Below are 24,668 nucleotides of genomic sequence, written 5' to 3'. Positions count from 1 at the left end.
GGCAGCGGTCAAGGCCCCGACCAATCCACTCCTTCGGCTTTTTCAATCTTCAGTCGTCCGTTTGGCCACGGAACACAAAGGCTTGCTGCTTGCTTGTCCGATCCGGTCAGCCAGGTTCGGACGTCTTCGGGCCGCAACAGGACACCCATGCGGTGGTGGATCGGCCGCATATCATCGTTCGGTTCGCAGGTCACAGCAGCGAACTGATCAACATGCTGACCACCGGGCGCAATCCATCTGTCCGTAATCGCGGCAAACAACAAAGGGGTTCCGTCGGCCGATTCAATCCGCCACGCGGTTTTGCGGCGCTTTTCGCCAGTCCACTCGTACCAGCCATCAACCGGAACAACCGCGCGACCGACACCTTCGAAAGCAGATTTGTCAAAAACCGTTTCCGACCGCGCATTGATGATCGTTTCCATGACCGGTCGCCCCCGGGCATTGACGCGCCCTACGGGGATCATGCCCCACCGCATGGGCCCGACGCCTTCAGCAGTCAGAACGATCACTTCCTGACCGGGCTGTATGTTCTGGCGCGGCTGTTCATCCGGCCAAGCAGTTTCTCGACCTAGGAATTCGGAAATCTGGGAAAACGGCCGCGTCAGAAAGAACCGCCCGGGCACGGTTTACTGCCGCTGTTTTGCGGCGGCGATCAGATCAAGGACAGCTGGTCCCAATTCATCCACGATCAACACAACGCCGCGCGCATTGGGGTGGATCCCGTCAGGTTGCATGTAGGTCTGCACGGCTCCGGGGTCGCCACCCGCCTGCAACCCGGAAAAAAAGCTGGGGGAATAAAGTGTGCCGAACTGGGTGGCCAAATCCGGATACATCGCATCAAACGCCTGTTTGTAGTCCGCGCCATAATTGCCCGGAGCCTGCATGCCGATCAGCAGAACCGGAACCTTGGCCGTTTGCGCCTCGGTCAGAATTTTTTCCAGATTCGACTTCGAGACCGCCGGGTCGATCCCACGAAGAACGTCGTTTCCGCCCAGCGCCACGATCATCCCGTCCACCTCTGGTGTCAGGGTCCAGCCCACACGCGCCGCACCACCGGCCGTTGTGTCCCCGGAAACACCGGCGTTGATTATCTTCACCTCGACGCCTTGCGCATCCAGCCACCGGTTCAGTTGAGGGACGAACCCATCCTTCTCAACAAGGCCGTAGCCTTGAGTCAGCGAGTCTCCGAGAGCGGCCAGGACCACCGGCTCGGCTGTGGCAGCAATGCCGCAGAGCGACAACAGCCCCGCCGCCAGAGCCTTGCGCAAATTCCTGACCGCTCCATATCCCAAATGACTGCCCCTTTCGGAAAGACTTATGACTGAACCCGTTCTGACACTCCAAAATGCCGCTTTGTCGCTGGATGGCAATGCCGGACCCGTTGAAATCTTGCGGGACATCAATCTGACCGTCAAAGAGGGAGAGACGCTGGGCCTCGTCGGCCCATCCGGTTCGGGCAAATCCTCGCTGTTGATGCTGATGGGTGGGCTGGAGCAGACGACCGCGGGTCGCATCACCGCACTGGGGCAGGACCTGACCTTGATGAGTGAGGACGCGCTTGCCCGCTTTCGTCGTGATGCGATGGGCGTCGTTTTCCAGAATTTCCATCTGATCCCAACGATGACGGCGCTTGAAAACGTGGCCACCCCGCTGGAACTGGCCGGTCACCGCGATGCCTTCGATCGGGCCGAGGCCGAATTGGCGGCGGTGGGGCTTTCGCATCGGCGTGATCACTACCCGGCGCAACTGTCGGGCGGCGAACAACAGCGGGTCGCGCTGGCCCGCGCTTCGGCCCCGCGGCCTCGGATCCTGTTGGCGGACGAACCGACCGGCAATCTGGATGAGGCGAATGGCGCGGCTATCGTTGATTTGCTGTTCGGCCTGCGTGACCGGCACGGGGCAACGCTGGTTCTGGTCACACACAGCCACTCGCTGGCCCGCAGTTGCGACCGGGTCGTCCGATTGCGCGACGGCCGCATCACCGAAGAGGCCAGCCAAGAGGCAGCGGAATGAGCTTGCGCCTGGCGACGCGCCTGGCCCGACGTGAACTCAGGGGCGGCTTACGCGGCTTTCGGGTTTTTCTGGCCTGTCTGACCCTGGGGGTTGCCGCCATTGCTGCGGTTGGATCGGTGCGGCAAGCAATCATGACTGGCCTTGCACAGGAGGGGGCAGCCTTGCTGGGCGGCGATGCCCAGATCGAGCTGACCTACCGCTTCGCAAACGAAGCAGAAACCGCATGGATGGAGCAGAACGCCGATCGCGTGTCCGAAGTCGTCGATTTCCGCTCGATGGCCGTAACCCGCAGCGACGCACCGCAACGCGGACTTACTCAGGTCAAGGCCATCGATGACGCCTATCCTCTGATCGGCACCGTCCAACTGGACCCCGAAATCTCGCTGTCCGAGGCGTTGGACGGAAATGCCACTCTTCCCGGGGCAGTGATGGACCCGGTTCTGATCGAGCGTCTGGGGCTGGACATCGGCGACAGTCTTGCACTGGGCACCCAGGACTTTGTGCTGTCCGCCGCCCTGATATCCGAACCCGACGCGGCCGGAGATGGGTTCACCTTGGGCCCGCGCACATTGGTTCGCACAGCCGATCTGAAAGACTCGGGCCTATTGCAGCCCGGCACGCTGTTTTCGACTAAATACCGTATGGACCTGCCGGTCGGAGCCGACCTCACAGAAGTCTCGGAACAGGCAGAGAGCGTTCTGCAGGGTTCGGGGCTGCGCTGGACCGATGCGCGCAACGGCGCACCCGGAATTGCCGAATTCGTTTCGCGCCTCGGCGCGTTCCTGGTGCTGGTGGGTCTCTCCGGTCTGGCTGTGGGCGGCATCGGCGTGTCCGCGGCCGTACGCGCCTATCTCGCCCGAAAGACCGAAACCATCGCCACATTGCGCACCCTCGGCGCTGACCGCGCCACGATCTTTCAGACCTATCTGATCCAGATCGGCGTTCTTTCGGTTGTCGGGATCGCCGCTGGTGTAGCCCTTGGCGGGCTGGCCCCGATTCTCCTGGCACCCCTGATTGAAAGCCGGCTTCCCGTACCGGCCGTTTTCTCTGTCTATCCGCAACCGCTGTTCGAGGCGGCATTGTATGGCCTGCTGACCGCCTTGCTTTTCACCCTGTGGCCCCTTGCCCGGGCGGAGGACGTCCGGGCAGCGACCCTGTTCCGCGATGCGCTGAGCAGTGCCCGCAGGTTGCCCCGCGCCGCTTACCTGTTGGCGACGGGCCTTGCCCTGGCGACACTGATCGCCACCGCCGCTTGGTTCAGCGGATCCCCCTGGCTGACCCTCTGGACCGGAGGTGGATTTGTCGGCGCATTGGTGCTGTTGGCGCTGTCGGCCCAAGGCATCCGCTATGTGGCAAAAAGGGCCGCCACACGCGCCCGTGGCCGCCCGGCGTTGCGTTGGGCACTTGCCGCAATTTCCGACCCCCGTGAAGGTGCCGCATCGGTGGTCCTGTCTCTGGGATTGGGCCTGTCGGTTCTGGCTGCGGTCGGACAGATCGACGGCACTCTGCGCAATGCGATATCCGGGAACCTGCCGGACGTGGCGCCGTCGTACTTTTTCGTGGACATTCAAAAAGACCAGATGCCCGGCTTCAGCAGCCGGCTTGAAAACGACCCCGGTGTCACACGTGTAGAAAGCGCACCAATGCTGCGCGGAATCATCTCGCAGATCAACGGCCAGCCAGCACATCAGGTTGCGGGCGATCATTGGGTTCTGGAAGGCGATCGCGGCGTGACCTATTCGGACAACGCGCCACAAAACGCCCGCATCACCGCCGGGGAATGGTGGCCAGAGGACTATTCAGGCCCGCCTCAGATCAGCTTCGCCGCGGAAGAGGCCGAGGAAATGGGTCTCAAGCTTGGTGACGAACTGACTGTGAACATTCTCGGGCGTGATATCACCGCGACCATAACATCGCTGCGCGAGGTGGATTTCTCGAACGCGGGCATGGGATTCATCATGTCGATGAATCCGTCCGCACTGGCCGGCGCGCCTCATAGCTTCATTGCAACGGTTTATGCCGAGGAAGAGGCCGAGGCAGCCATCCTTCAAGACCTTGCGACCCAGTTCCCCAACATCACCGCGATCCGGGTTCGGGACGCGATCGACCGTGTCTCGGGCCTGCTTGCCGGTTTGGCCTCGGCCACCTCCTACGGCGCCGGTGTCTCTTTGCTGACCGGTTTTCTGGTCCTGATCGGCGCAGCGGCCGCGGGAGAGCCCGCACGTCGCTACGAGGCCGCAATCCTCAAGACGATCGGCGCAGATCGCCGACGGATACTTCTCAGTTTTGGCTTGCGCTCGGCGCTTCTGGGTGCGGCTGCGGGCTGCGTGGCGCTGCTGGCCGGCATCCTTGGCGGCTGGGCGGTGGCGACATTCATTTTCGATACCAGCTTTGCGGTGATATGGCCTTCGGCATTGGGTATCGTCGCTGCCGGGCTGGCCGTCACGCTGCTGGCAGGGCTGTTCTTCGCCCTCCGCCCCCTATCCGTCAGCCCAGCCCGCGTCCTGCGGGCCAGCGATTGAATTCAACGCACGCAGGTAACGGGTTGCAGAATTTTCAGCAGCGGATCGTTGTCACAAACCAAAGCATCCAACGATATTTCATCCAGCGACGCAAAGAAGACCTCGGCCGCGTCCTGCAGCGCCAGACGCAGGCGGCAGGCATCGGTCAACGGACAGGTGTTGTCGGCATCCGCAAAACACTCGGCGATCGGCAAACTGCCCTCGACATGGCGAAAGACGGATCCGATCCGGATCTGGTCCGCCGGCCGCCCCAGTGTCATTCCACCGTTGCGACCGCGCTGCGTGCTCAGATACCCTAGCTGACCCAGCTGGTTGATGACTTGCGCCAGATGGTTTTCCGAGATGTTGCAGACATCCGCAATCTCGGATTTCGTCACGAGCCGATCCGGATGTGCAGCGCAATACATCAACAGCCGCACGGCGATATTTGTTCGTTTGGTGATCCGCATCAGATCCTCCCCCCGAATTTCAAGATGCAGCCTTATTGCACAGACCGCAAAAAAACGGTTTGACATACATCAATCGTCAAGAAGGACAGCACGCGACATGGCAGAGCCCTATTTCTTTGGCTATGGCAGCCTCGTAAACCTTGCCACGCATGACTTTCCCGACCCGCGCCCGGCGCGACTCAAGGGCTGGCGCCGGGCGTGGCGGCATACCGATCTGCGTCCGGTCGCCTTCTTGACCGCAGTGCCGGATCCCGACTGCGAGATCGACGGCATGATCGCACATGTCCCCAAAAACGACTGGGCGGCACTGGATGAACGGGAGTGGGCCTATGATCGGATCCCCGCCACCCACGCCATAACTCATTCTCTGAAGACAGAGGTCGAGATTGCGGTCTATGCGGTTCCGGAACAGCACCGCAAGGACCCGACGCACAGCCACCCCGTTTTGCTCAGCTATGTGGACGTTGTGGTGCAGGGGTATTTGCGCGCATTCGGCTTGCCGGGTGTCGAGCGTTTCTTCGCCACGACCGACGGGTGGGACGCGCCGATCCTGAATGACCGGAACGCGCCGCGTTATCCGCGCCACCAACAGCTTCACCCCGACGAAACAGCCTTGGTCGATGAGCACCTGTCCCGGGTTTCGGCCCGGATCGTTCAAACCGCGTGACGAAGGCGGGCGCCTGCAGCACCCGCCTCTGGTTCTTGTTCAGATCAAAGGCGACACCGCCCCGCGGTGTCTTATTTTCGCGCCCGCACGACCTGCAGCAACGGCAGAAAGGTCGCCATCTCGGGGCCACGCTCCATCCCGGTCAGCGCCTTGCGCAACGGCATGAACAGGCCCTTGCCCTTGCGGCCGGTCGCCTCTTTCACGACCGCCGTCCACTTGCCCCAGGTCTCGCCGTCAAACGGCCCCTCGGGCAGCAGTTCCATCGCCTGCGCGACGAATTCGCGGTCTTCGTCGTCGATCAGCGGCTCGGCCCCATCGCGGCACAGTTCCCACCAGCCCTTCAGGTCGTTCAGCGTGGTGATGTTCTCGCGCGCCATCATCCAGAACGGCTCGGCCAGTTCATCGGGTACACCGGCCGCGGCCACCGCGTCGGAAACCTTCTCGAGCGGCAGCGTCTGCAGATATCGGGCCGTCAGCGGAAACAGGTCCTGAACGTCGAACTTGGTCGGCGCCGAGCCGAACCGGGTCACGTCGAAACCTTCGATCAACTCGGCCATGTCACTGCGCAGCTCCACCGGATCCGAAGACCCCAACCGCGCCATCAGGCTCAACAGCGCCATCGGCTGCACGCCCTGCTCGCGCAGATCGCGCAGCGCCAGCGTTCCAAGGCGCTTGGACAGCGCCTCACCCTGCGGGCCGGTCAGCAACGAGTGATGGGCAAAACGCGGGACGGTTCCGCCCAGCGCCTTGATGATCTGAATCTGGGTCGCTGTGTTGGTCACGTGGTCGGCGCCGCGCACCACGTCGGTCACGCCCATCTCGGTGTCGTCCACCACCGAGGCCAGCGTGTACAGCACCTGCCCGTCGCCGCGGATCAGCACCGGATCCGACACCGAGGCCGCATCGATCGACACGTCACCCAGAATGCCGTCCGTCCACTCGATGCGCTCATGATCCAGCTTGAACCGCCACACGCCGTTGCCGCGTTCAGACCGCAGCGCCTCTTTCTCAGCCTCCGACAGGTTCAGGGCGGCGCGGTCATAGACCGGCGGCTTGCCCATGTTCAGCTGCTTCTTGCGCTTGAGGTCCAGCTCGGTCGGGGTCTCAAAGGCTTCGTAGAACCGGCCGATCTCGCGCAGCTTGTCGGCTGCTTCCGCATAGCGGTCCAGCCGGTCCGACTGCCGTTCGACCCGATCCCAGTGCAGACCCAGCCACTCGAGATCCTGCTTGATCGCATCAACATATTCTTCCTTCGACCGCTCGGGGTCGGTGTCGTCGATACGCAGGATGAACGTGCCGCCGGCCTTGCGGGCGATCAGATAGTTCATCAGCGCGGTGCGCAGGTTGCCCACATGAATATAACCGGTGGGCGAAGGGGCAAAACGGGTGGTTGTCATGGATGTCTCCTGTTGGCGCGGCTCATGTCACATGAGCGCGTTTTTGTCCAGAAGGCGGTGCGAATGCTTGCCGTTTACTCGGACTTGATGGGCCAACGTGATGACAGGTCATCCAACCCTGCGCGGATCAATTCGGCCAGCACGTCCTCGTCAATGTCCGACAGCTTGTTCACGTACAGACATGATTTGCCGGTCTTGTGCTTGCCCAGGCGCGCCAGAATACTGCCGAAATCGGAGTAGCCCGGCATGATATAGATCGAAAACGCGGCCTTGCGTGGGGAAAACCCGGTGGCCAGAAACGTGCCTTCCCGCCCGGACTTGTAGCGGTAGTCATACCGCCCGTATCCAACGATGGATGGCCCCCACATGACCGGCCGAAACCCGGTGACGGTTTCAAACAGGGTGTTCAGCCTCTGCGCCTCCGCGGCGCGCGCGGCCGGCAGGATCGCTGCCAAGAATTCCTGGACGCTTTGATCGGTCGGAACGGTTTTGTTTTCTGAGCGGGACATGAACAAGATTTAACATGCGTTCGGCCAGCGCGCAGCCCATATGGTAGAGTGGAAAGTGGCAATTATCCGAAAGCGTTCTAATTCGTCGCACGTAATCTGACAGGGAGACTTTGAAATGACCATGAAACTGACCCGCCGGGCCGCTTTGGGCACCGCTGCTGCGCTACCTTTTGCATCTATCGCGACACAGTCACTGGCTGCCGGGGCCGAAACCAAGGCCAACTCGACCGTCGCCCGCAGCTTTCAACTGGGCAATTTCACGGTCACGACCCTGTTGGATGGCAGCTTGCCGCGAGACGGCGCCCAAGAGATTTTCGGCGGTGGCGCGTCAGACGAGGAGTTTGCCAAGGTATCGGCCGACAATTTCATCTCGCCCGACATTGCCCAGTTCTTCTTCACGCCAACGCTCGTCAATACCGGATCCGAACTGATCCTGTTTGACACGGGATTGGGCCAAGGCGGTATCCAGAAGGCTCTGGCCGATGCGGGCGTTGGCCCCGAGGCGATCAACGTTGTGGTCCTGACCCACATGCACCCCGACCACATTGGCGGCATGACGACCAACGATGCCGCGACCTTTCCGAACGCACGCTATGTGACCGCCGCGGCCGAGTATGATTTCTGGTCAGCACAGGAGGCCGGCAACCGCGTCGGCGATCTTGTGGCAGCCAAGGTCACTCCGATGGCCGAAAAGATGTCGTTCATCGAAGACGGTGGCGAGGTCGCATCCGGCGTGACCGCCATGGCGGCCTTCGGGCATACGCCTGGCCATATGGTCTATCATCTCGAAAGCATCGGTCAGCGGCTGATCCTGACCGCCGATCTTGCCAATCACTATGTATGGTCCTTCGCGCATCCGGAATGGGAAGTCCGGTTTGACATGGACAAGGCAGCGGCCACCGCATCGCGTCGGAACGTGTTGGGTATGCTGGCCGCGGACAAGGTCCCGATGATCGGGTACCACATGCCTTTCCCGGCCGCCGGCTATGTCGAGCCGCGCGGCGGAGGCTTCCGATTTGTGCCTGTCAGCTATCAGATGATGGGCTGATCAATACCCCGGGTCCGGCCGTACTTTCGTACCGTCCGAAAACCGCGACAGTCGAAAGGCGGCCGGGTCCACACAAGGCGCTGTGTTCATCACCAGATCGGCCACCAGGCGGCCAGCACCGGGGCCTATACCAAATCCATGTCCCGAAAATCCGGTTGCGATCACCAGTCCCGGGATTTCCTGCACGTTTGAGATGACCGGGATTGCATCCGGGGTCACATCGATCATCCCTGCCCAGCTCTGCACGATTTCGGCACCAACCAGTGCCGGAAGCGCCTGACGGGCCTTGGCCCATGACTTGCGGAGCGCCTTCTGCGACGGCTCCGGGTCCAGTATCCGACAGAGTTCGAACGGGGTTACGTCGGTGGGCGCCCATGACCGGCGCTGACGCGCCTCAATGGTCCAGCGGTGCGACAGGCGGAATCTGAGCGATTTCCATTCCTGCGCGAATGCCGGCAGGAATTTCGCAGCCAACCGAAAACTGTCAGGAACGATATCCACCGTGTTTTCATGGCCCGAGGCGATCGTGTACCCGCCGTCGGCGCGTTTGCGGATGGCAAAATCATCCGACCAAAGAGCTGTTTCCGGGCCTGGTTCCACAGGCGAGGTCCGCAGAACCGTGTTCAGCACCTTCAGCTGTGGCAGGGCGATTCCTTCGTTACCGGCAAACAACCGCGACCAAGCCCCCCCGGCCAGAACCACTTGATCGCAAGCGACCCGCCCCCGTTCCGTGTAAACCCCGGCAACACGACCAGCTTGCAGGTCGAGGCAGCGTACCGCGCAATTCGTCATGATGACCGCGCCTTGGTCACGCGCCGCCTCGGCCAACGCCGGAGCAACCCATTGCGGCTCGGCCCGCCCGTCCTGCGGCGTGAAAAGCGCGGCCTTCAGCTTGGTCTTGAGGCCGGGCATGTGCTGTTCCAACTCGGGTCCGGAAACCATGCGCGCGCCGGTCTGGTAGCCTTCGAGGTTTCGCAACCAGCGTTCCATATCAGCTGCGGACCGGTCGGTCCGCGCACCGAACAGAATGCCGGATTGCACATAGCCGGTTTTGCGCCCGATCCGCTCATCAAGCGATTGCCAGATCCTGAGCGATTCGGTCATCAACGGTATTTCGCGCGGGTCGCGCAGCCCCAGGCGAACCCAGCCCCAATTCCGTGAACTCTGTTCAGCGCCGATCTGGCCCTTTTCACACAAGAGGACGGAATTGCCACGTTCCGCCAGTTCCAGCGCGGTTGAGACACCGATAATCCCTCCGCCGACGATCACGACGTCAACGGATTTGGGCAGGCAAAGATCGGATTCTACAGGGTTGGGCTTGGGGCCGGGCATCAACGGATCTTGTTAGTCAGACACGAGCTTCATCGAGCCTTGGCAAACGTCATCCGGCAATCCTGAATAACGGAAAAAGCATCACTTTGTTCGGCTGTGTGGCGTCGATGCAAACGCCACAATGCAATTAGACCGGCACCCGGTTCAGGCCGCGCCCGAGAACTCGGCCCATTTCTGACGCAACAAAGCTGCGACACCCGAGTTTTGGGTCTCTGTCTCGGTCTCTTCGGGTTGAAGCTCGGGCAATTCCAGGTGTTTGGCTGAAAACTCCTCGGACGGCTCCTCGCTCTCTGCATCAGCCTCGGCCAACACACCGGCGATTGCCGCTTCCAGACGCGCCTCATCCAATTCGCGCGCCGGTGTCTCCATTGTCTTGTACCTCAACGGCGCATGCAGCGGTTTGTCATATCCATCAACCATCGGACCACCTAAACCTTATAACCGGCACCCCACCATGGATGCGTCACCAGAAAACTTGGTCTTCAACTGCGCTTCGGCCGACAGATCAATGCCCGGCCCCCGCGCGCCGATCTTTCAAAATATGTGGCAAGATCGGCCCTAAACTATGGCAAAAAAATGTCCAAAAAACAAGGATGCGGCCAAGCGCTGTCAGCAATTCCGCCCCACCTGCGGAACAGTTAGCATGAGACCCCCCTCATTGCCGCCCATTTGTAAACAAACACCCGGACCCGGGCACGGGGCGCTCAGCCGCAGTTTCCGTCAGCTCGGATCGCGCCAACGATTCACGATCGGATAGCGCCGGTCCAACCAGAAGGCCCGAGGTGTCAGGCGCGTGCCCGGCGCGGACTGAAAGCGTTTGTATTCGCTGATATAGATCAGGTGCTCGACCCGGCGGGCATCAGCCTCGTCGTACCCGGCTGCAACACAATCCGCGATCGAGCCATCCTGATCAACCAGGATGTCGAGAATGCCGTCCAGGACCGGGTAATCGGGAAGGCTGTCGCTGTCCTTCTGATCCTCGCGCAGCTCGGCACTGGGTGGTTTGTCGATGACCGAGGGGCGAATGACCTCGCCGGCCGGTCCTTTCATCCAGTCGCGGTGATTGACATTGCGCCAGCGGCAGGTTTCGAACACCCGGGTCTTGTACAGATCCTTGATCGGGTTGTAGCCGCCATTCATGTCGCCATAGATCGTGGCATACCCGACCGCCACTTCGGATTTGTTGCCGGTGGTCAGCAGCATCTCGCCAAACTTGTTGGACATCGCCATCAACAGCAGACCGCGCAGACGGGACTGGATGTTCTCCTCGGTAATGTCGGCCTGAAGACCATCAAACAGCGGCGCCAGGGTCTCGGTGACGGCGGCGCGGGACTGGCTGATCGGAACATAGTCGTATCGCACACCCAGCGCCTTGGCGACGGCTTCGGCATCCTCCAGCGACTCGGCGCTGGTGTATTCCGACGGCAGCATCACGCAACGCACATTTTCGGCCCCGAGAGCGTCAACCGCGATGGCCGCAACAAGCGCGGAATCGACCCCTCCGGACAGTCCCAGCAGTGCTTTGGAAAATCCGGTCTTGCCCATATAGTCGCGCAACGCCTGCACCATGGCGCGATAGTCCTGCTCCCACGCGTCAGGCTGCTCGGCGATTTCGGCGGGGACGATGGCCCATCCTTCATCACCGCGCCGCAGATCGATCTGCATCACCGCCTCGTCGAAGACCGGCATTCGAAAGGCCAGTTCGCCGCCGGGATTCAGGCCAAATGTCCCGCCATCGAAAACCTGATCATCCTGCCCGCCCACCATGTTGAGGTAGATCACCGGCAGCCCGGTTTCGACCACACGGGCCACCATCTGGTTCAGGCGCACATCGTGCTTGTCGCGGAAATAGGGTGATCCGTTGGGGATCAGAAGAAACTCGGCGCCCGTCTCCTGCAACGTCTCGGCAACATCCTCGTGCCAACCATCCTCGCAGATCGGACTGCCGATGCGAGTGTTGCCCACCGCATAGGGGCCACCCAACGGCCCGGCGTCGAACAACCGAACCTCGTCGAACACAGTTTCGTTGGGCAAATGGTGTTTCAACACCTTGCTGACGATCCGCCCCCGGCTGAGGATCAGATAGGCGTTGTAGAGGTTGCCACCCTCGACCCAAGGCCCACCGATGGCCATCGCCGGACCATCCGCGCAGGATTCCGCCAACTGCTGCACAGCCGCCATGGCAGCCTTGTGAAACGACGGCTTCAGAACCAGGTCCTGAGTGTTGTAGCCAGTGATGAACATCTCGGGCAGAGCGACCAGATCGGCCCCCGCAGCGCGGCCCTGCTCCCATGCGGAACGGGCTTTTTTGGCGTTGCCTGCAATGTCACCCACCGTCGGGTTCAGCTGCGCCAGCGTGATGCGGAAATGGTCGGCCATCTTTGCCCTCTTGCCCTCGTCACCTGAAAAGGCATTTAGCAGATCAGGCCGCAAGTGAAAGGCCAATGCAGCAAAACCCGTTGCCCGACCTTCATCAGTGTCATAGTTTTGCACGAACCAATGCACCACGGGACAATCGGGCAGGCAGGGACTACCATGAACGCTTTTCGTACAACGATTGCCGTTGCCGCAATGGGCATCGCCGCACAGAGCGCGTCCGCGCAGCAGGGCCAGATCATCACCGCAGATGACGATGTGGGCGGGGTCTACGAAGGCACCTTTGAAAACGGGCTGCGTCACGGAACCGGCACCTATCGCCTACCCGACGGCTTTGAATACACCGGTGAGTGGGTCGAAGGAGAAATTCAGGGCAAAGGCGTGGCACGTTACGCCAATGGATCGGTCTACGAGGGCGATTTCGTCAAAGGTCGCCCGCACGGCAAAGGCAAGATCACCTTTGCCGACGGCGGCACCTACGAGGGCGACTGGACCGACGGCGCGATAAACGGAACCGGCCTCGCGCAATACGCAAACGGAATGCGTTACGAAGGTGGCTTCAAGAACGCCCAGCATGACGGCAAGGGCGTCATGACCGACCCCGGCGGCTATGTCTATGATGGCGACTGGGTGGACGGCGTTCGCCAGGGCAAAGCCAAGATCACCTATGCGGACGGCGCGGTATACGAAGGCGATATCGTTGCCGGCCAGCGTCAGGGCAACGGATCGCTGACCTTGCCCGACGGCATGATCTATTCCGGCGAATGGACCGAGGACCGGATCACCGGAACCGGCGTACTGAAACAGGCCAACGGTGATGTTTACGAAGGCGCCCTGGTGGACGGGCGCCGGCAGGGCAAGGGAAAGGCGACCTACGCGAACGGCGATACCTACGAAGGCGATTTCGTCGACGACCGCCGACACGGCAAGGGTACGTTCACTGGCACCGACGGCTATGTCTACACCGGAGACTGGAAAAACGGTCAGATCGAAGGGTTGGGCGAACTGACCTATCCCGACGGCTCGGTCTATGTCGGTGACTTCAAGGCGGACCTCGCCGATGGCAAAGGCCGGATCACCTATCCCGACGGGTCGTCCTATGACGGCGACTGGGTTGCAGGGGTGATCGAGGGTCAGGGCACCGCGACCTACACGAACGGCACGATCTACAAAGGACAGTTCAAGAATGCCCGAACGCACGGCACCGGCGTTCTGACCCGTGCCGACGGGTCTCGCTACGATGGCGAATGGGTAGACGGCGTGCGTCAAGGCAAGGGCACCGCCACCTACGCGGATGGAACGGTCTACACAGGTGACTTCCAGAACGGTCAGCGCCATGGCGAGGGCGAGGTCGTGATGGCGAATGGCTTCAAGTATTCCGGCCAGTGGACCGACGGCAAAATCACCGGCTCAGGTGTCGCGACATATGCAAATGGCGATGTCTATGAAGGCAACTTCGTGAACGGCAAACGCCAGGGCTCTGGAACAATGCGCTATGCAAATGGCGAAGAGGAAAGCGGCACCTGGGAAAACGGCGCCCTGTCGGAAGCAGGCGCGGCGCAACCATCGGGCAACGAGCCGCAGGCACCGGAGGCCGAACTGGACCCGGAAGTCACCCCATCGGACGGATAGCCCGCTACCAGGGAACCGGTTGGCCGGCCCAGTCGAAAAACTGGCCGGTCTGATCAGCCGTCAGACCATCCACAACCCGCAGAAGGTTTTGGGCGGCGTCACTCTGCTCCACCGCGGGATGGCGGCCCAGGTATTTCTGCGTGAACGGGGTCTTGACCGTTCCGGGGTGCAGGGCGACGCAGATCGCATCCTTGTGGGTTCGGGCCAGTTCAATTGCGGCCGTGTGCACGATCTGGTTCACCGCCGCCTTGGCCGCGCGATAGCTGACCCAGCCACCCAGGCGATTGTCGCCGATCGAGCCCACCCGTGCCGACAGTACCGCAAACACCGCCCGACCATTGCGCGGCAACAGGCGATGCGCGTGTTTCAGAACCAGCGCCGGCCCCACTGCGTTCAAGGCGAACTGATCCATCATGGCCTTGGCCGAAACCGCCCGAATGGTCTTTTCCGGTTCCGCCCCGTCGATCTCGAGCGCGCCGGATGCGACCAGAACAAGGTCGAACGGCCCCTCGATCCGGCCTAGAATCTCGTCGGCCAGTTCCGGCTGCATCAAATCCAGCCCATTTTCCGACCGCGACAGACCGACCACATGAACCGACCGCGACAGAAGCGCATTGCAGACGGCCCGGCCGATCCCCCCGCTTGCACCTATGACCAATGCGTTTCTCATCGCCCTCCAGCTAGCGGAGTTGCTCACGCAATCAATCCCCGTTTCCGATCCTTTCGCGAAATCGGACAGCCGCGCATTTTCCGTCTTTTCATTCCCGGTTCGGGGTGTATAACCTCGAACCCATGATCAACCGCGCAGATATCCCATTTGCTTTCGCCGCGTCCGCCGGCGCTGCCCTGCGTGGCCTACTGATCCTAATCCGCCTCTGAGCGTGCCATCCGGCGCGCCCGCTCAGAGGAGGACGCCTGCGCGCCAATGGCTTTAGGACAGACAAGAAAGTGACTCCCATGACCAACGTGACCGACCAAGACCGCGTCTTGATCTTTGACACCACTTTGCGCGACGGCGAGCAAAGCCCCGGCGCCACCATGACCCATGACGAAAAGCTGGAAATCGCCGAGCTTCTGGATGACATGGGCGTCGACATCATCGAGGCCGGCTTTCCGATCGCCTCTGAGGGTGATTTCAAGGCCGTTTCGGAAATCGCGCAGCGGTCCAAGAACGCCCGCATCTGCGGCCTGGCGCGCGCCAATTTCGCCGATATCGACCGCTGCTGGGAGGCGGTGAAACACGCCGAAAAGAACCGGATCCACACCTTCATCGGCACCTCGCCGCTGCACCGCGCCATTCCGAACCTGACGCAGGACGAGATGGCCGAAAAGATCCACGAGACCGTCAGCCACGCCCGCAATCTGTGCGAAGATGTGCAATGGTCGCCGATGGATGCGACCCGGACCGAATGGGACTATCTGTGCCGCGTGATCGAGATTGCCATCAAGGCCGGCGCGACCACGATCAACATTCCCGACACGGTGGGCTATACTGCCCCGATTGAAAGCGCGGACCTGATCAAACGCCTGATCGAAACCGTTCCGGGCGCGGACGAAGTGGTTTTCGCCACCCATTGCCACAACGACCTTGGAATGGCGACCGCCAACTCTCTGGCCGCCGTTGCAGGCGGGGCCCGGCAGATCGAATGTACGATCAACGGACTGGGCGAACGCGCGGGCAATACCGCGCTGGAAGAGGTTGTGATGGCCCTGCGCACCCGCAACGACATAATGCCGTGGAAGACGGGCATCGACACGACCAAGATCATGCACATCTCGCGTCGGGTGGCGACGGTTTCGGGCTTTCCGGTGCAGTTCAACAAGGCGATCGTCGGCAAGAACGCCTTTGCGCATGAAAGCGGCATCCATCAGGATGGCATGCTGAAGAACCGCGAGAATTTCGAGATCATGCGCCCCGAGGATATCGGCCTTTCAGGCACGTCGCTTCCGTTGGGCAAGCATTCCGGCCGGGCCGCGCTGCGCGACAAACTGGAGACACTCGGCTATGAGATCGGGGACAACCAGCTCAAGGACATCTTCGTGCGGTTCAAGGATCTGGCCGACCGCAAGAAAGAGGTGTTCGACGACGACCTGATCGCGCTGATGAGTGCAGATGACGAGGCCAACGACCACCTGCAGCTGGTCTCGATGAAAGTCACCTGCGGCACCGGCGGTCAGGCCGAAGCGACGGTCGAACTGGAGGTCGACGGCAAGGATATCATCGCCACCGAGCACGGCGACGGACCGGTCGACGCGACCTTCAAGGCGATCCGGGCCATCTACCCGAACAAGGCGCATCTGCAGCTCTACCAGGTGCATGCCGTCACCGAGGGCACCGACGCACAGGCCACTGTTTCCGTACGCCTGGAGGAAGACGGCATGATCGCCACGGGCCAATCCGCGAACACGGATACCGTGGTGGCGTCGGCCAAGGCCTATATCAGCGCGCTGAACCGTCTGATCATGCGCCGCGAAAAGGCCGGCCCGGGCGCGGATGCGCGCGAGATCAGCTACAAGGATCTGACCTGATCAGACATGGCAGGCAGGGCTCCCGCGCCCGCGGCAGCCCGGCTTCGCCGCGCAGCCTGACGGACTTGGGCCCGGCACCGCGCCAAGGCGCGGTGCCGGGCCCAACACGTTTGGCGGCATCTTTGATGCTGTCAGACGGGGCGGGAGGCCTTCGCGCCCCCGAAGCGCCGTCAGATCTTTGCGAACAGGTCGGAAAGACGCGCCGCTTCGTCTTCGATCCCGAAGGGCGCGTTGACCACGAACATGCCCGAACCGATCATCCGGTGACCCTCACGCGCGGGCGGAAACCGAACTTCGTGCACGAACGTCTTGGGAAGATCCAAGCCTTTCAGTGCCGACACCATAGGAACGTGGCGATCGTCCGTCAGTATCGGGTACCACAGGGTAATGAGACCCACGTTCCACTTGCGGTGATACTTGGCGATCAGCCCCGGCAGGCGGCCATAGTCCGCCTTTACCTCGTAGCTAGGGTCAATCAGCATCATCCCGCGCCGAGGCGTGGGCGGCAGAACCGACTGAGCCAGCTCGAACCCGTCCTGTCTGTAGGTCTTGGCACCGCGCCCGGTCAGCGCATTTTTCAACGCTGCGTATTCCTGCGGATGAAGCTCGGCGAAATGCAGACTGTCCTGCGGACGCAGCAGGCTTGCCGCAATCATCGGCGAGCCCGGGTAGGCCGTTTCGCCAAACTGCGCCTGGACCGCGTGCAACGCGCGTGCCAGCGGGTGATCGTCGGCAAACCACCCGTTGCTCAGCGCGCGCCCGATCCCTGCCGCCGCCTCTCCGGTCTGCACGGCCTCGGCCGCATCGAGGTGGTACAGACCACGCCCCGAATGGGTCTCTAGATAGCTGATCGGCTTGTCCTTGCGGGTCATGTAGTCCAGCATCCATGCCAACAAAGCGTGCTTTTGCACGTCCGCCAGATTTCCCGCGTGGTAAATGTGTTGATATGAGAGCATGTTGCCTTCTAAAGTCCCTGTCAAAGAGGCGGAAAGGTGCTGATTTACGCGGAATCAGGCCTTTAACCGGGCGTCATGGCACCCTATAAGTCATCCGTCCCGGAACCGTCGAGTCGCGGGCAGTAGAAAACATCTGACAGACAGGATCAGGGGAATATGGGGATCTTTGACAGTTTGGGCGGCCTGTTCACAGCGGATATGGCCATCGACCTCGGGACGGCCAACACGCTGGTCTACGTCAAGGGGCGTGGCGTGATCCTGTCGGAACCCTCGGTTGTTGCCTACCATGTCAAGGATGGGGTCAAGAAGGTTCTGGCCGTGGGCGAGGACGCCAAGCTGATGCTGGGCCGCACCCCCGGCTCGATCGAGGCCATCCGCCCCATGCGCGAAGGGGTGATCGCCGATTTCGACACCGCGGAGGAGATGATCAAGCACTTCATCCGCAAGGTGCACAAGCGTTCGACCTTCTCGAAGCCCAAGATCATCGTCTGCGTTCCCCATGGTGCAACGCCGGTTGAAAAGCGCGCAATCCGTCAATCGGTTCTGTCAGCAGGCGCGCGGCGCGCGGGTCTGATCGCCGAGCCGATTGCCGCCGCCATCGGAGCCGGGATGCCGATCACCGATCCCACCGGCAACATGGTCGTGGATATCGGCGGCGGAACCACCGAAGTGGCTGTCCTGTCGCTGGGAGACATCGTCTATGCTCGCTCAGTCCGCGTGGGGGGCGACCGCATGGACGAGGCGATCATCTCGTACCTGCGTCGTCAGCAGAACCTGCTGGTGGGCGAATCCACCGCCGAGCGGATCAAGACCACCATCGGCACCGCCCGGATGCCCGATGACGGGCGCGGGCAGTCGATGCACATCCGCGGGCGCGACCTTCTGAACGGTGTTCCCAAAGAAATCGAGATCAGCCAGGCCCAGGTGGCCGAGGCGCTGTCGGAACCCGTCCAGCAGATCTGCGAGGCGGTGATGACCGCGCTGGAAACCACCCCGCCGGATCTGGCCGCGGACATCGTGGACCGGGGCGTGATGCTGACCGGTGGCGGCGCGCTGCTGGGTGATCTGGACCTGGCCCTGCGCGAACAGACCGGATTGGCCGTGTCGATTGCCGACGAAAGCCTGAATTGTGTGGCTTTGGGCACCGGCAAGGCACTGGAATACGAAAAACAGCTGCGCCACGCGATTGACTACGAAAGCTAAGGCGCGCACCCTCTGATCTGAGGATTCAAGATCGGGCACGAGCAGCACGGGAAGGAGTCCTGTGGCAAAAGACCGAGCACAGCGCGACGACTACACCACCCCCTTGCGCCGCTTGTTCATGGGGATCCTTGTTCTGTGTCTGCTGGGCATATTCCTGATTTGGCGCATCGACAGCCCGCGGGTCGAAAGGTTCCGGGCCCAAGTGGTGGATGCCGTTGTGCCCTCGATGGAATGGGCGATGGTTCCGGTCACGGCCGCGATTAACCTCGTACGGGATTTCCAAAGCTACCAAAGGCTGAGCGAGCAGAACCAGGAACTGCGCAGTGAACTGCGCCGCATGCGCGCCTGGAAAGAGGCGGCCCTGCAGCTGGAGCAGGAAAACGCGCGGCTTCTGGACCTGAACAACGTTCGACTGGATCCGCGTCTGACTTATATTACCGGGGTCGTCATGGCCGACAGCGGCTCGCCATTTCGGCAATCTGTCTTGCTGAACGTCGGCGAGCGTGACGGGATCGTCGACGGCTGGGCCGCAATGGACGGCATCGGGCTGGTGGGCCGGATTTCTGGCGTTGGCCCGGATACCGCGCGGGTCATCCTGTTGACCGACGCCTCGAGCGCGATTCCCGCCACGATCCAGCCCTCGGGCCAGACCGCGCTGATTACCGGTGACAATACCCCTGCCCCAGCCGTCGAGTTTCTTGAAAGCCGTGAACTGGTGCGACCCGGCGACCGTGTGGTGACCTCAGGCGACGGCGGCGTATTTCCTGCGGGCCTTCTGATCGGCCAGATCGCCGCCGATCCAGGGGGGCGTCTGCGCGTCCGACTGTCCGCGGATTTCGAGCGTTTGGAATTCCTGCGCGTCCTGCGCTACCACTCGGCCGCCCCGATCCGAGACCCGGGCGGCATCGTCGGACCTCCGCGCCCCGAGGCTCTTCTCCCGACCGAGGAGGCCGCCGATGGATAGCGCCGCGTCACGTCTATGGCTGATGCGGGGCCTGTACCTGTTCCTCGCTCTGACGGTGATGTTCTTTCACCTGTTGCCTCTGAACACGCAACCGGGTCGTCTGCCCTTTCCTGACTTCCTGATCTGCCTGACCTTTGCATGGGTCCTCAGGCGGCCGGAATATGTACCGACACTCAGCATAGCTGCGGTCATGCTGATGGCCGACCTGTTGCTGCAACGGCCGCCGGGACTGCTGGCGGCATCCGTCGTCATCGGTTCTGCCTATCTGCGATCGGCAGGCCCCGGAATGCGCGACGTCGGATTCGTGGGCGAGTGGACGACGGTGGGCGTCGTCATCGCGGCAATCTTTGCCTTCAACCGGACAGTTCTGGCGCTGCTGTCCGTCAGTCAGGCCAGCATTGGCCCGGTATTTGTCCAAGTGGTCTTCACGGTCCTCGCCTACCCGCTTGTCGTTGCATTCAGCCAAACCATATTTGGCGTCCGCAGGCCATCTGCGGTAGATGTTGCCACTGTGGGAACACGCTCATGAAACGCACACCCAAAACACAAGGTGCCGCATACAAAAGGCTGACCCGGCGCGCGCTGGTGCTGGGTGGCATGCAATTCGCATTCGTCGGCGGCCTGGCGGCCCGCATGCGTTACATGCAGGTCGATCAGGCCGACCAATATCGCCTGTTGGCCGAAGAAAACCGCATCAACATCCGGCTCATTCCGCCAACCCGAGGGCGCATTTATGACCGCAATGGTCAGATCATCGGGCAGAATGCGCCGTCCTACCGCATCGTGATCGTGCGCGAGGATGCGGGCGACGTCGACAAGGTCATTGCCAAACTGTCACAACTGATTCCGCTGAACGAAGACGAGATCGAGCGGGCCAAAGCCGAGATGAAACGTACAGCGCCGTTTCTGCCGGTTACGCTGGCCGACCAGGTCACCTGGGAAGATATCTCGAAGGTGGCGATCAATGCCCCCGCCCTTCCCGGCGTCACGCCCGAAGTCGGACTGACCCGCCAATATCCCCGCTACGAGGATTTCGCCCATGTGGTCGGGTATGTCGGACCTGTCAGCGACTATGACCTGAGCAAGATGGAAGACCCCGAGCCGGTTCTGATGATCCCGCGCTTTCAGATCGGCAAGGTCGGGCTTGAGGCCAAGAAGGAAGACCTGCTGCGCGGCAAGGCGGGCGCCAAGCGGGTCGAGGTCAACGCGACTGGCCGGGTGATGCGGGAACTTGACCGCCGCGAGGGCCAGCCCGGCGCCGACCTGCAATTGACCATCGATGCCGACCTGCAGGAATACGCGCAGGCCCGGCTGGCCGGCGAAAGCGCCGCTGCGGTCGTGATCGACTGTGAGACGGGCGATCTGCGGGCCATCAGTTCGACCCCCAGCTTCGACCCCAACCTGTTCGTGCGCGGGATCTCGGTGGCGGATTACCAGGCCCTGACCCAGGACAACCACCGCCCGTTGGCCAACAAGACGGTTCAGGGCACCTACCCGCCCGGTTCGACCTTCAAGATGATCACCGCGCTGGCCGCGCTCGAGGCCGGCGTCGTCGGTCCGGGCAACACCGTCTATTGTCCCGGCTACCTGAAGGTGGGCAGCCGTCGATTCCACTGCTGGAAGCGCGGCGGACACGGGATGGTCGATCTGGAGACCTCGTTGAAGCGCAGTTGCGACGTCTACTATTACGACGTCGCCCTGCGGGTCGGGATCGACAAGATTTCGGACATGGCGCGCAAATTCGGCCTCGGCATCAAACACGACCTGCCGATGTCCGCCGTGGCGGCTGGCCTTGCGCCGAACCAGGAATGGAAACAGACCACCCACGGACAGGACTGGCTGGTCGGCGACACGGCAAATGCCTCGATTGGGCAGGGCTTCATGTTGGCCTCGCCGATGCAACTGGCCGTCATGACTGCACGCATCGCGACCGGCCGATCGGTGACACCGCGTCTGATCCGCAGTGTCGACGGGGTCGAACAGCCTACGGGCGCGGGCGAGCCGCTGGACGTCAATCCGGCCAACTTGGAACAGGTGCGCAACGCGATGTACAAGGTCTCGAACGACCGTCGCGGCACCGCTTATCGCAGCCGGATCATCGCAGACGAATTCCGCATGGCCGGCAAGACGGGCACCAGCCAGGTGCGCAACATCACCAAGGCCGAACGGGCCGCCGGGGTCATCCGCAACGAAGACCTGCCCTGGGAACGGCGGGACCACGCGCTGTATGTCAGCTTTGCCCCTTACGACAATCCGAAATATGCGGTGGCCGTCGTGGTCGAACATGGCGGCGGCGGTTCGAAGGCTGCAGCCCCCGTGGCCCGGGACGTGATGCTGCAGGCTCTGTACAACGGCACCCCGCCGCTGGAAGCATATCCCGTGGCCGACCGCGACCGCATCAAGGAACAGCAGAAACGTCTGGAAGGTGATCGCCGCCCGAAAGCGCGCCCTGACGAAAAGGACCGCGCATGAGCTATCTTGAATATGCGGTCAAGACCACGCCGACGGGGATCCGCAAGGTTCTGTACATGAACTGGCCGCTGACGCTTTTGCTGATCAGCGTCGCAAGTGCCGGTTTTCTGATGCTGTATTCGGTGGCCGGCGGCTCGTGGTCGCCGTGGGCGGAACCACAGATGGAACGGTTTGGCCTGGGCCTGACGGTCATGTTCATCGTCGCATTGGTTCCGATCTGGTTCTGGCGCAACATGTCCGTCGTCGCCTATCTTGTTTCTTTGGGGCTTCTGCTGTTCGTCGAACTGTTCGGCACCATCGGCATGGGCGCGCAACGCTGGATCGACCTGGGGTTCATGCGCCTGCAGCCCTCAGAACTGGCAAAGGTGACTTTGGTCATGTTGCTGGCGGCCTACTACGATTGGCTTCCCTCCTACAAAACCTCGCGCCCGCTTTGGGTCTTGATCCCGGTTGTCCTGATCCTGATCCCGACCTTCATGGTGCTGCGCCAGCCCGATCTGGGAACCGCAATCCTGCTGTTGGCGGCCGGAGGAGGCCTGATGTTTCTGGCGGGCGTGCATTGGGCCTATTTCGCAGCGGTCATCGCGGCGGGTGTCGGCTTGGTTTCAACGGTGTTCAAAAGCCGTGGCACCGATTGGCAGTTGCTTAAGGACTATCAGTTCCGGCGCATCGACACATTCCTTGACCCCTCGACCGATCCGTTGGGCGCGGGGTATCACATCACCCAGTCCAAGATTGCCCTGGGATCCGGCGGCTGGAACGGTCGAGGCTTCATGCAAGGCACCCAGTCACGCCTGAACTTCCTGCCCGAAAAGCACACCGACTTCATCTTCACGACACTGGCCGAAGAGTTCGGTTTTGTCGGGGGCACAACCTTGTTGCTGCTTTACGGACTGATCCTGATCTTCTGCCTCGTCACGGCGCTGTCGACCAAGGACAGGTACTCATCGTTGGTGACACTGGGCATTTCGCTGAACTTCTTCCTGTTCTTCGCCGTCAACATGTCGATGGTCATGGGGCTGGCGCCGGTGGTCGGTGTTCCGTTGCCGATGGTCAGCTATGGGGGCTCGGCCATGTTGGTTCTGATGGCCGCCTTCGGCATCGTGCAAAGCGCGCATATTCACCGTCCTCGTTGATCCGAAAGGCCGACCATGTCCGTGAACGTCCTGTTTTCCGCCCGCCCGACACTTTGGCCGGTTTACGAGCCCTTGCTGAACAACGGGCTGGCCGATGCGGGGATCAAAGCCACTATCGCCACCGACCTGCCGCCCGATCAGGTGGATTACATCGTCTATGCACCCAATGGCGGGCTGCTTGATTTCACGTCCTACACGCGCGCGAAGGCCGTGCTCAGCCTATGGGCCGGTGTCGAGAAGATAGCCTCGAACGACACGCTGACCGTGCCGTTGGCCCGGATGGTCGATCACGGTCTTACCCAGGGCATGACCGAATGGGTCGTGGGGCACGTTCTGCGCTACCATCTGGGCATGGATCGACACATCACGGTCCAGGATGGGGTATGGGCCCCGGATCCGCCTCCGCTCGCCACACAGCGATCGGTCTGCGTTTTGGGACTTGGCGCCTTGGGCCGAGCTGCGGCACGGGCGCTGGCGGCGTTGAGCTTCAACATGACAGGGTGGAGCCGTTCGGCCAAGGACGTGTCTGGTGTCACGTGCCTGCACGGACCAGACGGGCTGCGCGTGGCCCTGAGCCAGGCCGAGATACTCGTCCTGCTGCTGCCTGAAACGGTAGCCACGGAGAACACTCTGAACGCGGACACTCTGGCACTTCTGCCAAAAGGTGCGCGCATACTGAACCCCGGCCGAGGCCCGCTGATTGACGACGAAGCGCTGTTGCAAGCGCTGAACACCGGCCAAGTGGGGCATGCCACGCTGGATGTGTTCCGCGCCGAGCCGCTGCCCCCCGATCATCCGTACTGGGCGCATCCAAATGTGACCGTCACGCCGCATATCGCGTCGGAAACCCGGCCCGAAACGGCTGCGCAGGTGATCTGCGAAAACATCCAACGCAGCGAATCCGGACGGCCGCTGCTGCATCTCGTCGACCGCGCACTCGGGTACTAGGGCCATCGGGGACCGCCGCCCCCGTCTTGCCGAGCGCTATGCGTCCACCAGTCCCCGACCTTTCAGCAGGGCTTCGACACCCGGCAACCGGCCCCGGAACGCCAGATAGAGATCTTCGGCCTCCTTCGAGCCTCCTTTGGACAGAATGTTGTCCTCCAGAGCCTGCGCCCGCTCGGGATCAAACGCGCCTCCTGCCTCTTCGAAGGCAGCAAACGCGTCGGCATCCATCACTTCGGACCACATGTAGCTGTAGTAACCCGAGCTGTAGCCATCACCTGCAAATACATGAGCGAAATGCGGCGTCGCGTGGCGCATACCGATGGCAAGCGGCATCCCGATCTCGGCCAGAACCTCAGCCTGCTTCGCCATGGGGTCCGCCGGGGTCGGACCGTCGTGAAAGGCCAGGTCGACCAGCGCCGAGGCGACATATTCGACCGTCTGAAAACCCTGATCGAAATTGGCGGCACCCAGAACTCTGTCCAGCAGTTGCGGTGGCATCGGAGCTCCGGTTTCGG

The 24,668-nt window shown here is 62.0% G+C and carries 23 protein-coding genes; 12 read left to right on the top strand and 11 right to left on the bottom strand.

Annotation, left to right across the window (positions count from 1 at the left end; translation table 11 throughout):
- Nucleotides 1-8: 8 nt before the first annotated feature.
- Entirely contained in the window at nucleotides 9-623 is a 615-nt protein-coding gene (locus AC2FM5_RS04520) for an SOS response-associated peptidase (RefSeq protein WP_496734124.1), read from the bottom strand.
- A gap of 3 nt (nucleotides 624-626) precedes the next feature.
- Entirely contained in the window at nucleotides 627-1,268 is a 642-nt protein-coding gene (locus AC2FM5_RS04515; protein ID WP_496734123.1) for an arylesterase, read from the bottom strand.
- Between the two features lie 49 nt (nucleotides 1,269-1,317).
- Here AC2FM5_RS04515 and AC2FM5_RS04510 point away from each other — a divergent pair, with 49 nt between their 5' ends.
- On the top strand, nucleotides 1,318-2,013 hold the full coding sequence (locus AC2FM5_RS04510; RefSeq protein WP_170372157.1) for an ABC transporter ATP-binding protein: 696 nt from the start codon (nucleotides 1,318-1,320) through the stop codon (nucleotides 2,011-2,013).
- On the top strand, nucleotides 2,010-4,535 hold the full coding sequence (locus tag AC2FM5_RS04505; protein ID WP_496734120.1) for an ABC transporter permease: 2,526 nt from the start codon (nucleotides 2,010-2,012) through the stop codon (nucleotides 4,533-4,535). Before AC2FM5_RS04510 ends, AC2FM5_RS04505 begins: the two co-directional genes overlap by 4 nt.
- A gap of 2 nt (nucleotides 4,536-4,537) precedes the next feature.
- On the opposite strand, the gene AC2FM5_RS04500 is transcribed toward AC2FM5_RS04505, so the two are convergent.
- On the bottom strand, nucleotides 4,538-4,984 hold the full coding sequence (locus tag AC2FM5_RS04500) for an RrF2 family transcriptional regulator (RefSeq protein WP_170360231.1): 447 nt from the start codon (nucleotides 4,982-4,984) through the stop codon (nucleotides 4,538-4,540).
- Nucleotides 4,985-5,081: 97 nt separating this feature from the next.
- On the opposite strand from AC2FM5_RS04500, the gene AC2FM5_RS04495 reads away from it, so the two are divergent.
- The gene (locus tag AC2FM5_RS04495; protein WP_170601232.1) at nucleotides 5,082-5,651 is read left to right on the top strand and encodes a gamma-glutamylcyclotransferase family protein; all 570 of its coding nucleotides are present in this window, start codon (nucleotides 5,082-5,084) and stop codon (nucleotides 5,649-5,651) included.
- A 71-nt stretch (nucleotides 5,652-5,722) separates the two neighbouring features.
- On the opposite strand, the gene gltX is transcribed toward AC2FM5_RS04495, so the two are convergent.
- Both gltX and AC2FM5_RS04485 read right to left on the bottom strand, forming a co-directional pair.
- The gene (gltX, locus tag AC2FM5_RS04490) at nucleotides 5,723-7,048 is read right to left on the bottom strand and encodes a glutamate--tRNA ligase (RefSeq protein WP_496734117.1); all 1,326 of its coding nucleotides are present in this window, start codon (nucleotides 7,046-7,048) and stop codon (nucleotides 5,723-5,725) included.
- A 74-nt stretch (nucleotides 7,049-7,122) separates the two neighbouring features.
- Entirely contained in the window at nucleotides 7,123-7,557 is a 435-nt protein-coding gene (locus AC2FM5_RS04485) for a DUF1801 domain-containing protein (protein WP_496734115.1), read from the bottom strand.
- Between the two features lie 115 nt (nucleotides 7,558-7,672).
- Between AC2FM5_RS04485 and AC2FM5_RS04480 the strand changes: the two genes are divergently transcribed.
- Nucleotides 7,673-8,605 (top strand): MBL fold metallo-hydrolase, encoded by a 933-nt coding sequence (locus tag AC2FM5_RS04480; protein ID WP_496734113.1) that lies wholly within the window; start codon nucleotides 7,673-7,675, stop codon nucleotides 8,603-8,605.
- Here the strand turns inward: AC2FM5_RS04480 and AC2FM5_RS04475 are convergent, their stop codons facing one another.
- From AC2FM5_RS04475 to AC2FM5_RS04465, 3 genes are all read right to left on the bottom strand, one after another.
- Complete coding sequence (locus tag AC2FM5_RS04475) at nucleotides 8,606-9,937, bottom strand: NAD(P)/FAD-dependent oxidoreductase (RefSeq protein ID WP_496734112.1); 1,332 nt, start codon at nucleotides 9,935-9,937, stop codon at nucleotides 8,606-8,608. It abuts the gene before it with no gap.
- A 144-nt stretch (nucleotides 9,938-10,081) separates the two neighbouring features.
- A complete protein-coding gene (locus AC2FM5_RS04470) occupies nucleotides 10,082-10,357 on the bottom strand; it encodes a hypothetical protein (protein WP_496734111.1) in 276 nt (91 codons plus the stop codon).
- A 300-nt stretch (nucleotides 10,358-10,657) separates the two neighbouring features.
- Nucleotides 10,658-12,316, bottom strand: a complete 1,659-nt coding sequence (locus AC2FM5_RS04465) for an NAD+ synthase (protein ID WP_496734110.1) — start codon at nucleotides 12,314-12,316, stop codon at nucleotides 10,658-10,660.
- Nucleotides 12,317-12,472: 156 nt separating this feature from the next.
- Here AC2FM5_RS04465 and AC2FM5_RS04460 point away from each other — a divergent pair, with 156 nt between their 5' ends.
- On the top strand, nucleotides 12,473-13,945 hold the full coding sequence (locus AC2FM5_RS04460; protein WP_496734109.1) for an MORN repeat-containing protein: 1,473 nt from the start codon (nucleotides 12,473-12,475) through the stop codon (nucleotides 13,943-13,945).
- 4 nt (nucleotides 13,946-13,949) lie between these two features.
- Here AC2FM5_RS04460 and AC2FM5_RS04455 read toward each other — a convergent pair whose 3' ends face one another.
- Entirely contained in the window at nucleotides 13,950-14,615 is a 666-nt protein-coding gene (locus AC2FM5_RS04455) for an SDR family NAD(P)-dependent oxidoreductase (RefSeq protein ID WP_496734108.1), read from the bottom strand.
- Nucleotides 14,616-14,902: 287 nt separating this feature from the next.
- Here AC2FM5_RS04455 and AC2FM5_RS04450 point away from each other — a divergent pair, with 287 nt between their 5' ends.
- Nucleotides 14,903-16,474 (top strand): 2-isopropylmalate synthase, encoded by a 1,572-nt coding sequence (locus AC2FM5_RS04450; protein WP_496734106.1) that lies wholly within the window; start codon nucleotides 14,903-14,905, stop codon nucleotides 16,472-16,474.
- 170 nt (nucleotides 16,475-16,644) lie between these two features.
- Here AC2FM5_RS04450 and AC2FM5_RS04445 read toward each other — a convergent pair whose 3' ends face one another.
- Complete coding sequence (locus AC2FM5_RS04445; RefSeq protein WP_170360211.1) at nucleotides 16,645-17,430, bottom strand: 23S rRNA (adenine(2030)-N(6))-methyltransferase RlmJ; 786 nt, start codon at nucleotides 17,428-17,430, stop codon at nucleotides 16,645-16,647.
- Between the two features lie 156 nt (nucleotides 17,431-17,586).
- On the opposite strand from AC2FM5_RS04445, the gene AC2FM5_RS04440 reads away from it, so the two are divergent.
- The 6 genes from AC2FM5_RS04440 (at nucleotide 17,587) to AC2FM5_RS04415 (ending at nucleotide 24,153) form a co-directional block, all read left to right on the top strand.
- Nucleotides 17,587-18,633: a rod shape-determining protein gene (locus AC2FM5_RS04440; RefSeq protein WP_093963423.1), complete on the top strand. Its 1,047-nt coding sequence runs from the start codon at nucleotides 17,587-17,589 to the stop codon at nucleotides 18,631-18,633.
- A 61-nt stretch (nucleotides 18,634-18,694) separates the two neighbouring features.
- On the top strand, nucleotides 18,695-19,597 hold the full coding sequence (gene mreC, locus AC2FM5_RS04435; protein ID WP_170365324.1) for a rod shape-determining protein MreC: 903 nt from the start codon (nucleotides 18,695-18,697) through the stop codon (nucleotides 19,595-19,597).
- A complete protein-coding gene (locus AC2FM5_RS04430; RefSeq protein ID WP_170342115.1) occupies nucleotides 19,590-20,126 on the top strand; it encodes a rod shape-determining protein MreD in 537 nt (178 codons plus the stop codon). The genes mreC and AC2FM5_RS04430 overlap by 8 nt, the downstream gene beginning before the upstream one ends.
- Nucleotides 20,123-22,069, top strand: a complete 1,947-nt coding sequence (mrdA, locus tag AC2FM5_RS04425) for a penicillin-binding protein 2 (RefSeq protein WP_170445636.1) — start codon at nucleotides 20,123-20,125, stop codon at nucleotides 22,067-22,069. The genes AC2FM5_RS04430 and mrdA overlap by 4 nt, the downstream gene beginning before the upstream one ends.
- Nucleotides 22,066-23,205 (top strand): rod shape-determining protein RodA, encoded by a 1,140-nt coding sequence (rodA, locus tag AC2FM5_RS04420; RefSeq protein ID WP_170343283.1) that lies wholly within the window; start codon nucleotides 22,066-22,068, stop codon nucleotides 23,203-23,205. The genes mrdA and rodA overlap by 4 nt, the downstream gene beginning before the upstream one ends.
- A gap of 15 nt (nucleotides 23,206-23,220) precedes the next feature.
- Nucleotides 23,221-24,153, top strand: a complete 933-nt coding sequence (locus tag AC2FM5_RS04415) for a 2-hydroxyacid dehydrogenase (RefSeq protein WP_496734105.1) — start codon at nucleotides 23,221-23,223, stop codon at nucleotides 24,151-24,153.
- Nucleotides 24,154-24,189: 36 nt separating this feature from the next.
- On the opposite strand, the gene AC2FM5_RS04410 is transcribed toward AC2FM5_RS04415, so the two are convergent.
- The coding region (locus AC2FM5_RS04410) for a M3 family metallopeptidase (protein WP_496734104.1) at nucleotides 24,190-24,668 on the bottom strand (479 nt) is incomplete at its 5' end.

Source organism: Ruegeria sp. BHSA162, from assembly GCF_059613385.1.
Note: the sequence above shows the minus strand (reverse complement) of the source record. Positions and strands in the feature narration are given on the sequence as shown.

Excerpts from the sequence above, each read along its gene's own strand:
- AC2FM5_RS04480 (WP_496734113.1), top strand. The coding sequence starts at position 7,673 with ATGACCATGAAACTGACCCGCCGGGCCGCTTTGGGCACCGCTGCTGCG.
- AC2FM5_RS04460 (WP_496734109.1), top strand. The coding sequence starts at position 12,473 with ATGAACGCTTTTCGTACAACGATTGCCGTTGCCGCAATGGGCATCGCC.
- AC2FM5_RS04500 (WP_170360231.1), bottom strand. The coding sequence starts at position 4,984 with ATGCGGATCACCAAACGAACAAATATCGCCGTGCGGCTGTTGATGTAT.
- AC2FM5_RS04510 (WP_170372157.1), top strand. The coding sequence starts at position 1,318 with ATGACTGAACCCGTTCTGACACTCCAAAATGCCGCTTTGTCGCTGGAT.
- gltX (WP_496734117.1), bottom strand. The coding sequence starts at position 7,048 with ATGACAACCACCCGTTTTGCCCCTTCGCCCACCGGTTATATTCATGTG.
- AC2FM5_RS04475 (WP_496734112.1), bottom strand. The coding sequence starts at position 9,937 with ATGCCCGGCCCCAAGCCCAACCCTGTAGAATCCGATCTTTGCCTGCCC.
- AC2FM5_RS04450 (WP_496734106.1), top strand. The coding sequence starts at position 14,903 with ATGACCAACGTGACCGACCAAGACCGCGTCTTGATCTTTGACACCACT.
- AC2FM5_RS04505 (WP_496734120.1), top strand. The coding sequence starts at position 2,010 with ATGAGCTTGCGCCTGGCGACGCGCCTGGCCCGACGTGAACTCAGGGGC.
- AC2FM5_RS04455 (WP_496734108.1), bottom strand. The coding sequence starts at position 14,615 with ATGAGAAACGCATTGGTCATAGGTGCAAGCGGGGGGATCGGCCGGGCC.
- AC2FM5_RS04445 (WP_170360211.1), bottom strand. The coding sequence starts at position 17,430 with ATGCTCTCATATCAACACATTTACCACGCGGGAAATCTGGCGGACGTG.
- AC2FM5_RS04485 (WP_496734115.1), bottom strand. The coding sequence starts at position 7,557 with ATGTCCCGCTCAGAAAACAAAACCGTTCCGACCGATCAAAGCGTCCAG.
- mrdA (WP_170445636.1), top strand. The coding sequence starts at position 20,123 with ATGAAACGCACACCCAAAACACAAGGTGCCGCATACAAAAGGCTGACC.
- AC2FM5_RS04465 (WP_496734110.1), bottom strand. The coding sequence starts at position 12,316 with ATGGCCGACCATTTCCGCATCACGCTGGCGCAGCTGAACCCGACGGTG.
- AC2FM5_RS04470 (WP_496734111.1), bottom strand. The coding sequence starts at position 10,357 with ATGGTTGATGGATATGACAAACCGCTGCATGCGCCGTTGAGGTACAAG.
- rodA (WP_170343283.1), top strand. The coding sequence starts at position 22,066 with ATGAGCTATCTTGAATATGCGGTCAAGACCACGCCGACGGGGATCCGC.
- AC2FM5_RS04415 (WP_496734105.1), top strand. The coding sequence starts at position 23,221 with ATGTCCGTGAACGTCCTGTTTTCCGCCCGCCCGACACTTTGGCCGGTT.
- AC2FM5_RS04440 (WP_093963423.1), top strand. The coding sequence starts at position 17,587 with ATGGGGATCTTTGACAGTTTGGGCGGCCTGTTCACAGCGGATATGGCC.
- AC2FM5_RS04430 (WP_170342115.1), top strand. The coding sequence starts at position 19,590 with ATGGATAGCGCCGCGTCACGTCTATGGCTGATGCGGGGCCTGTACCTG.
- AC2FM5_RS04495 (WP_170601232.1), top strand. The coding sequence starts at position 5,082 with ATGGCAGAGCCCTATTTCTTTGGCTATGGCAGCCTCGTAAACCTTGCC.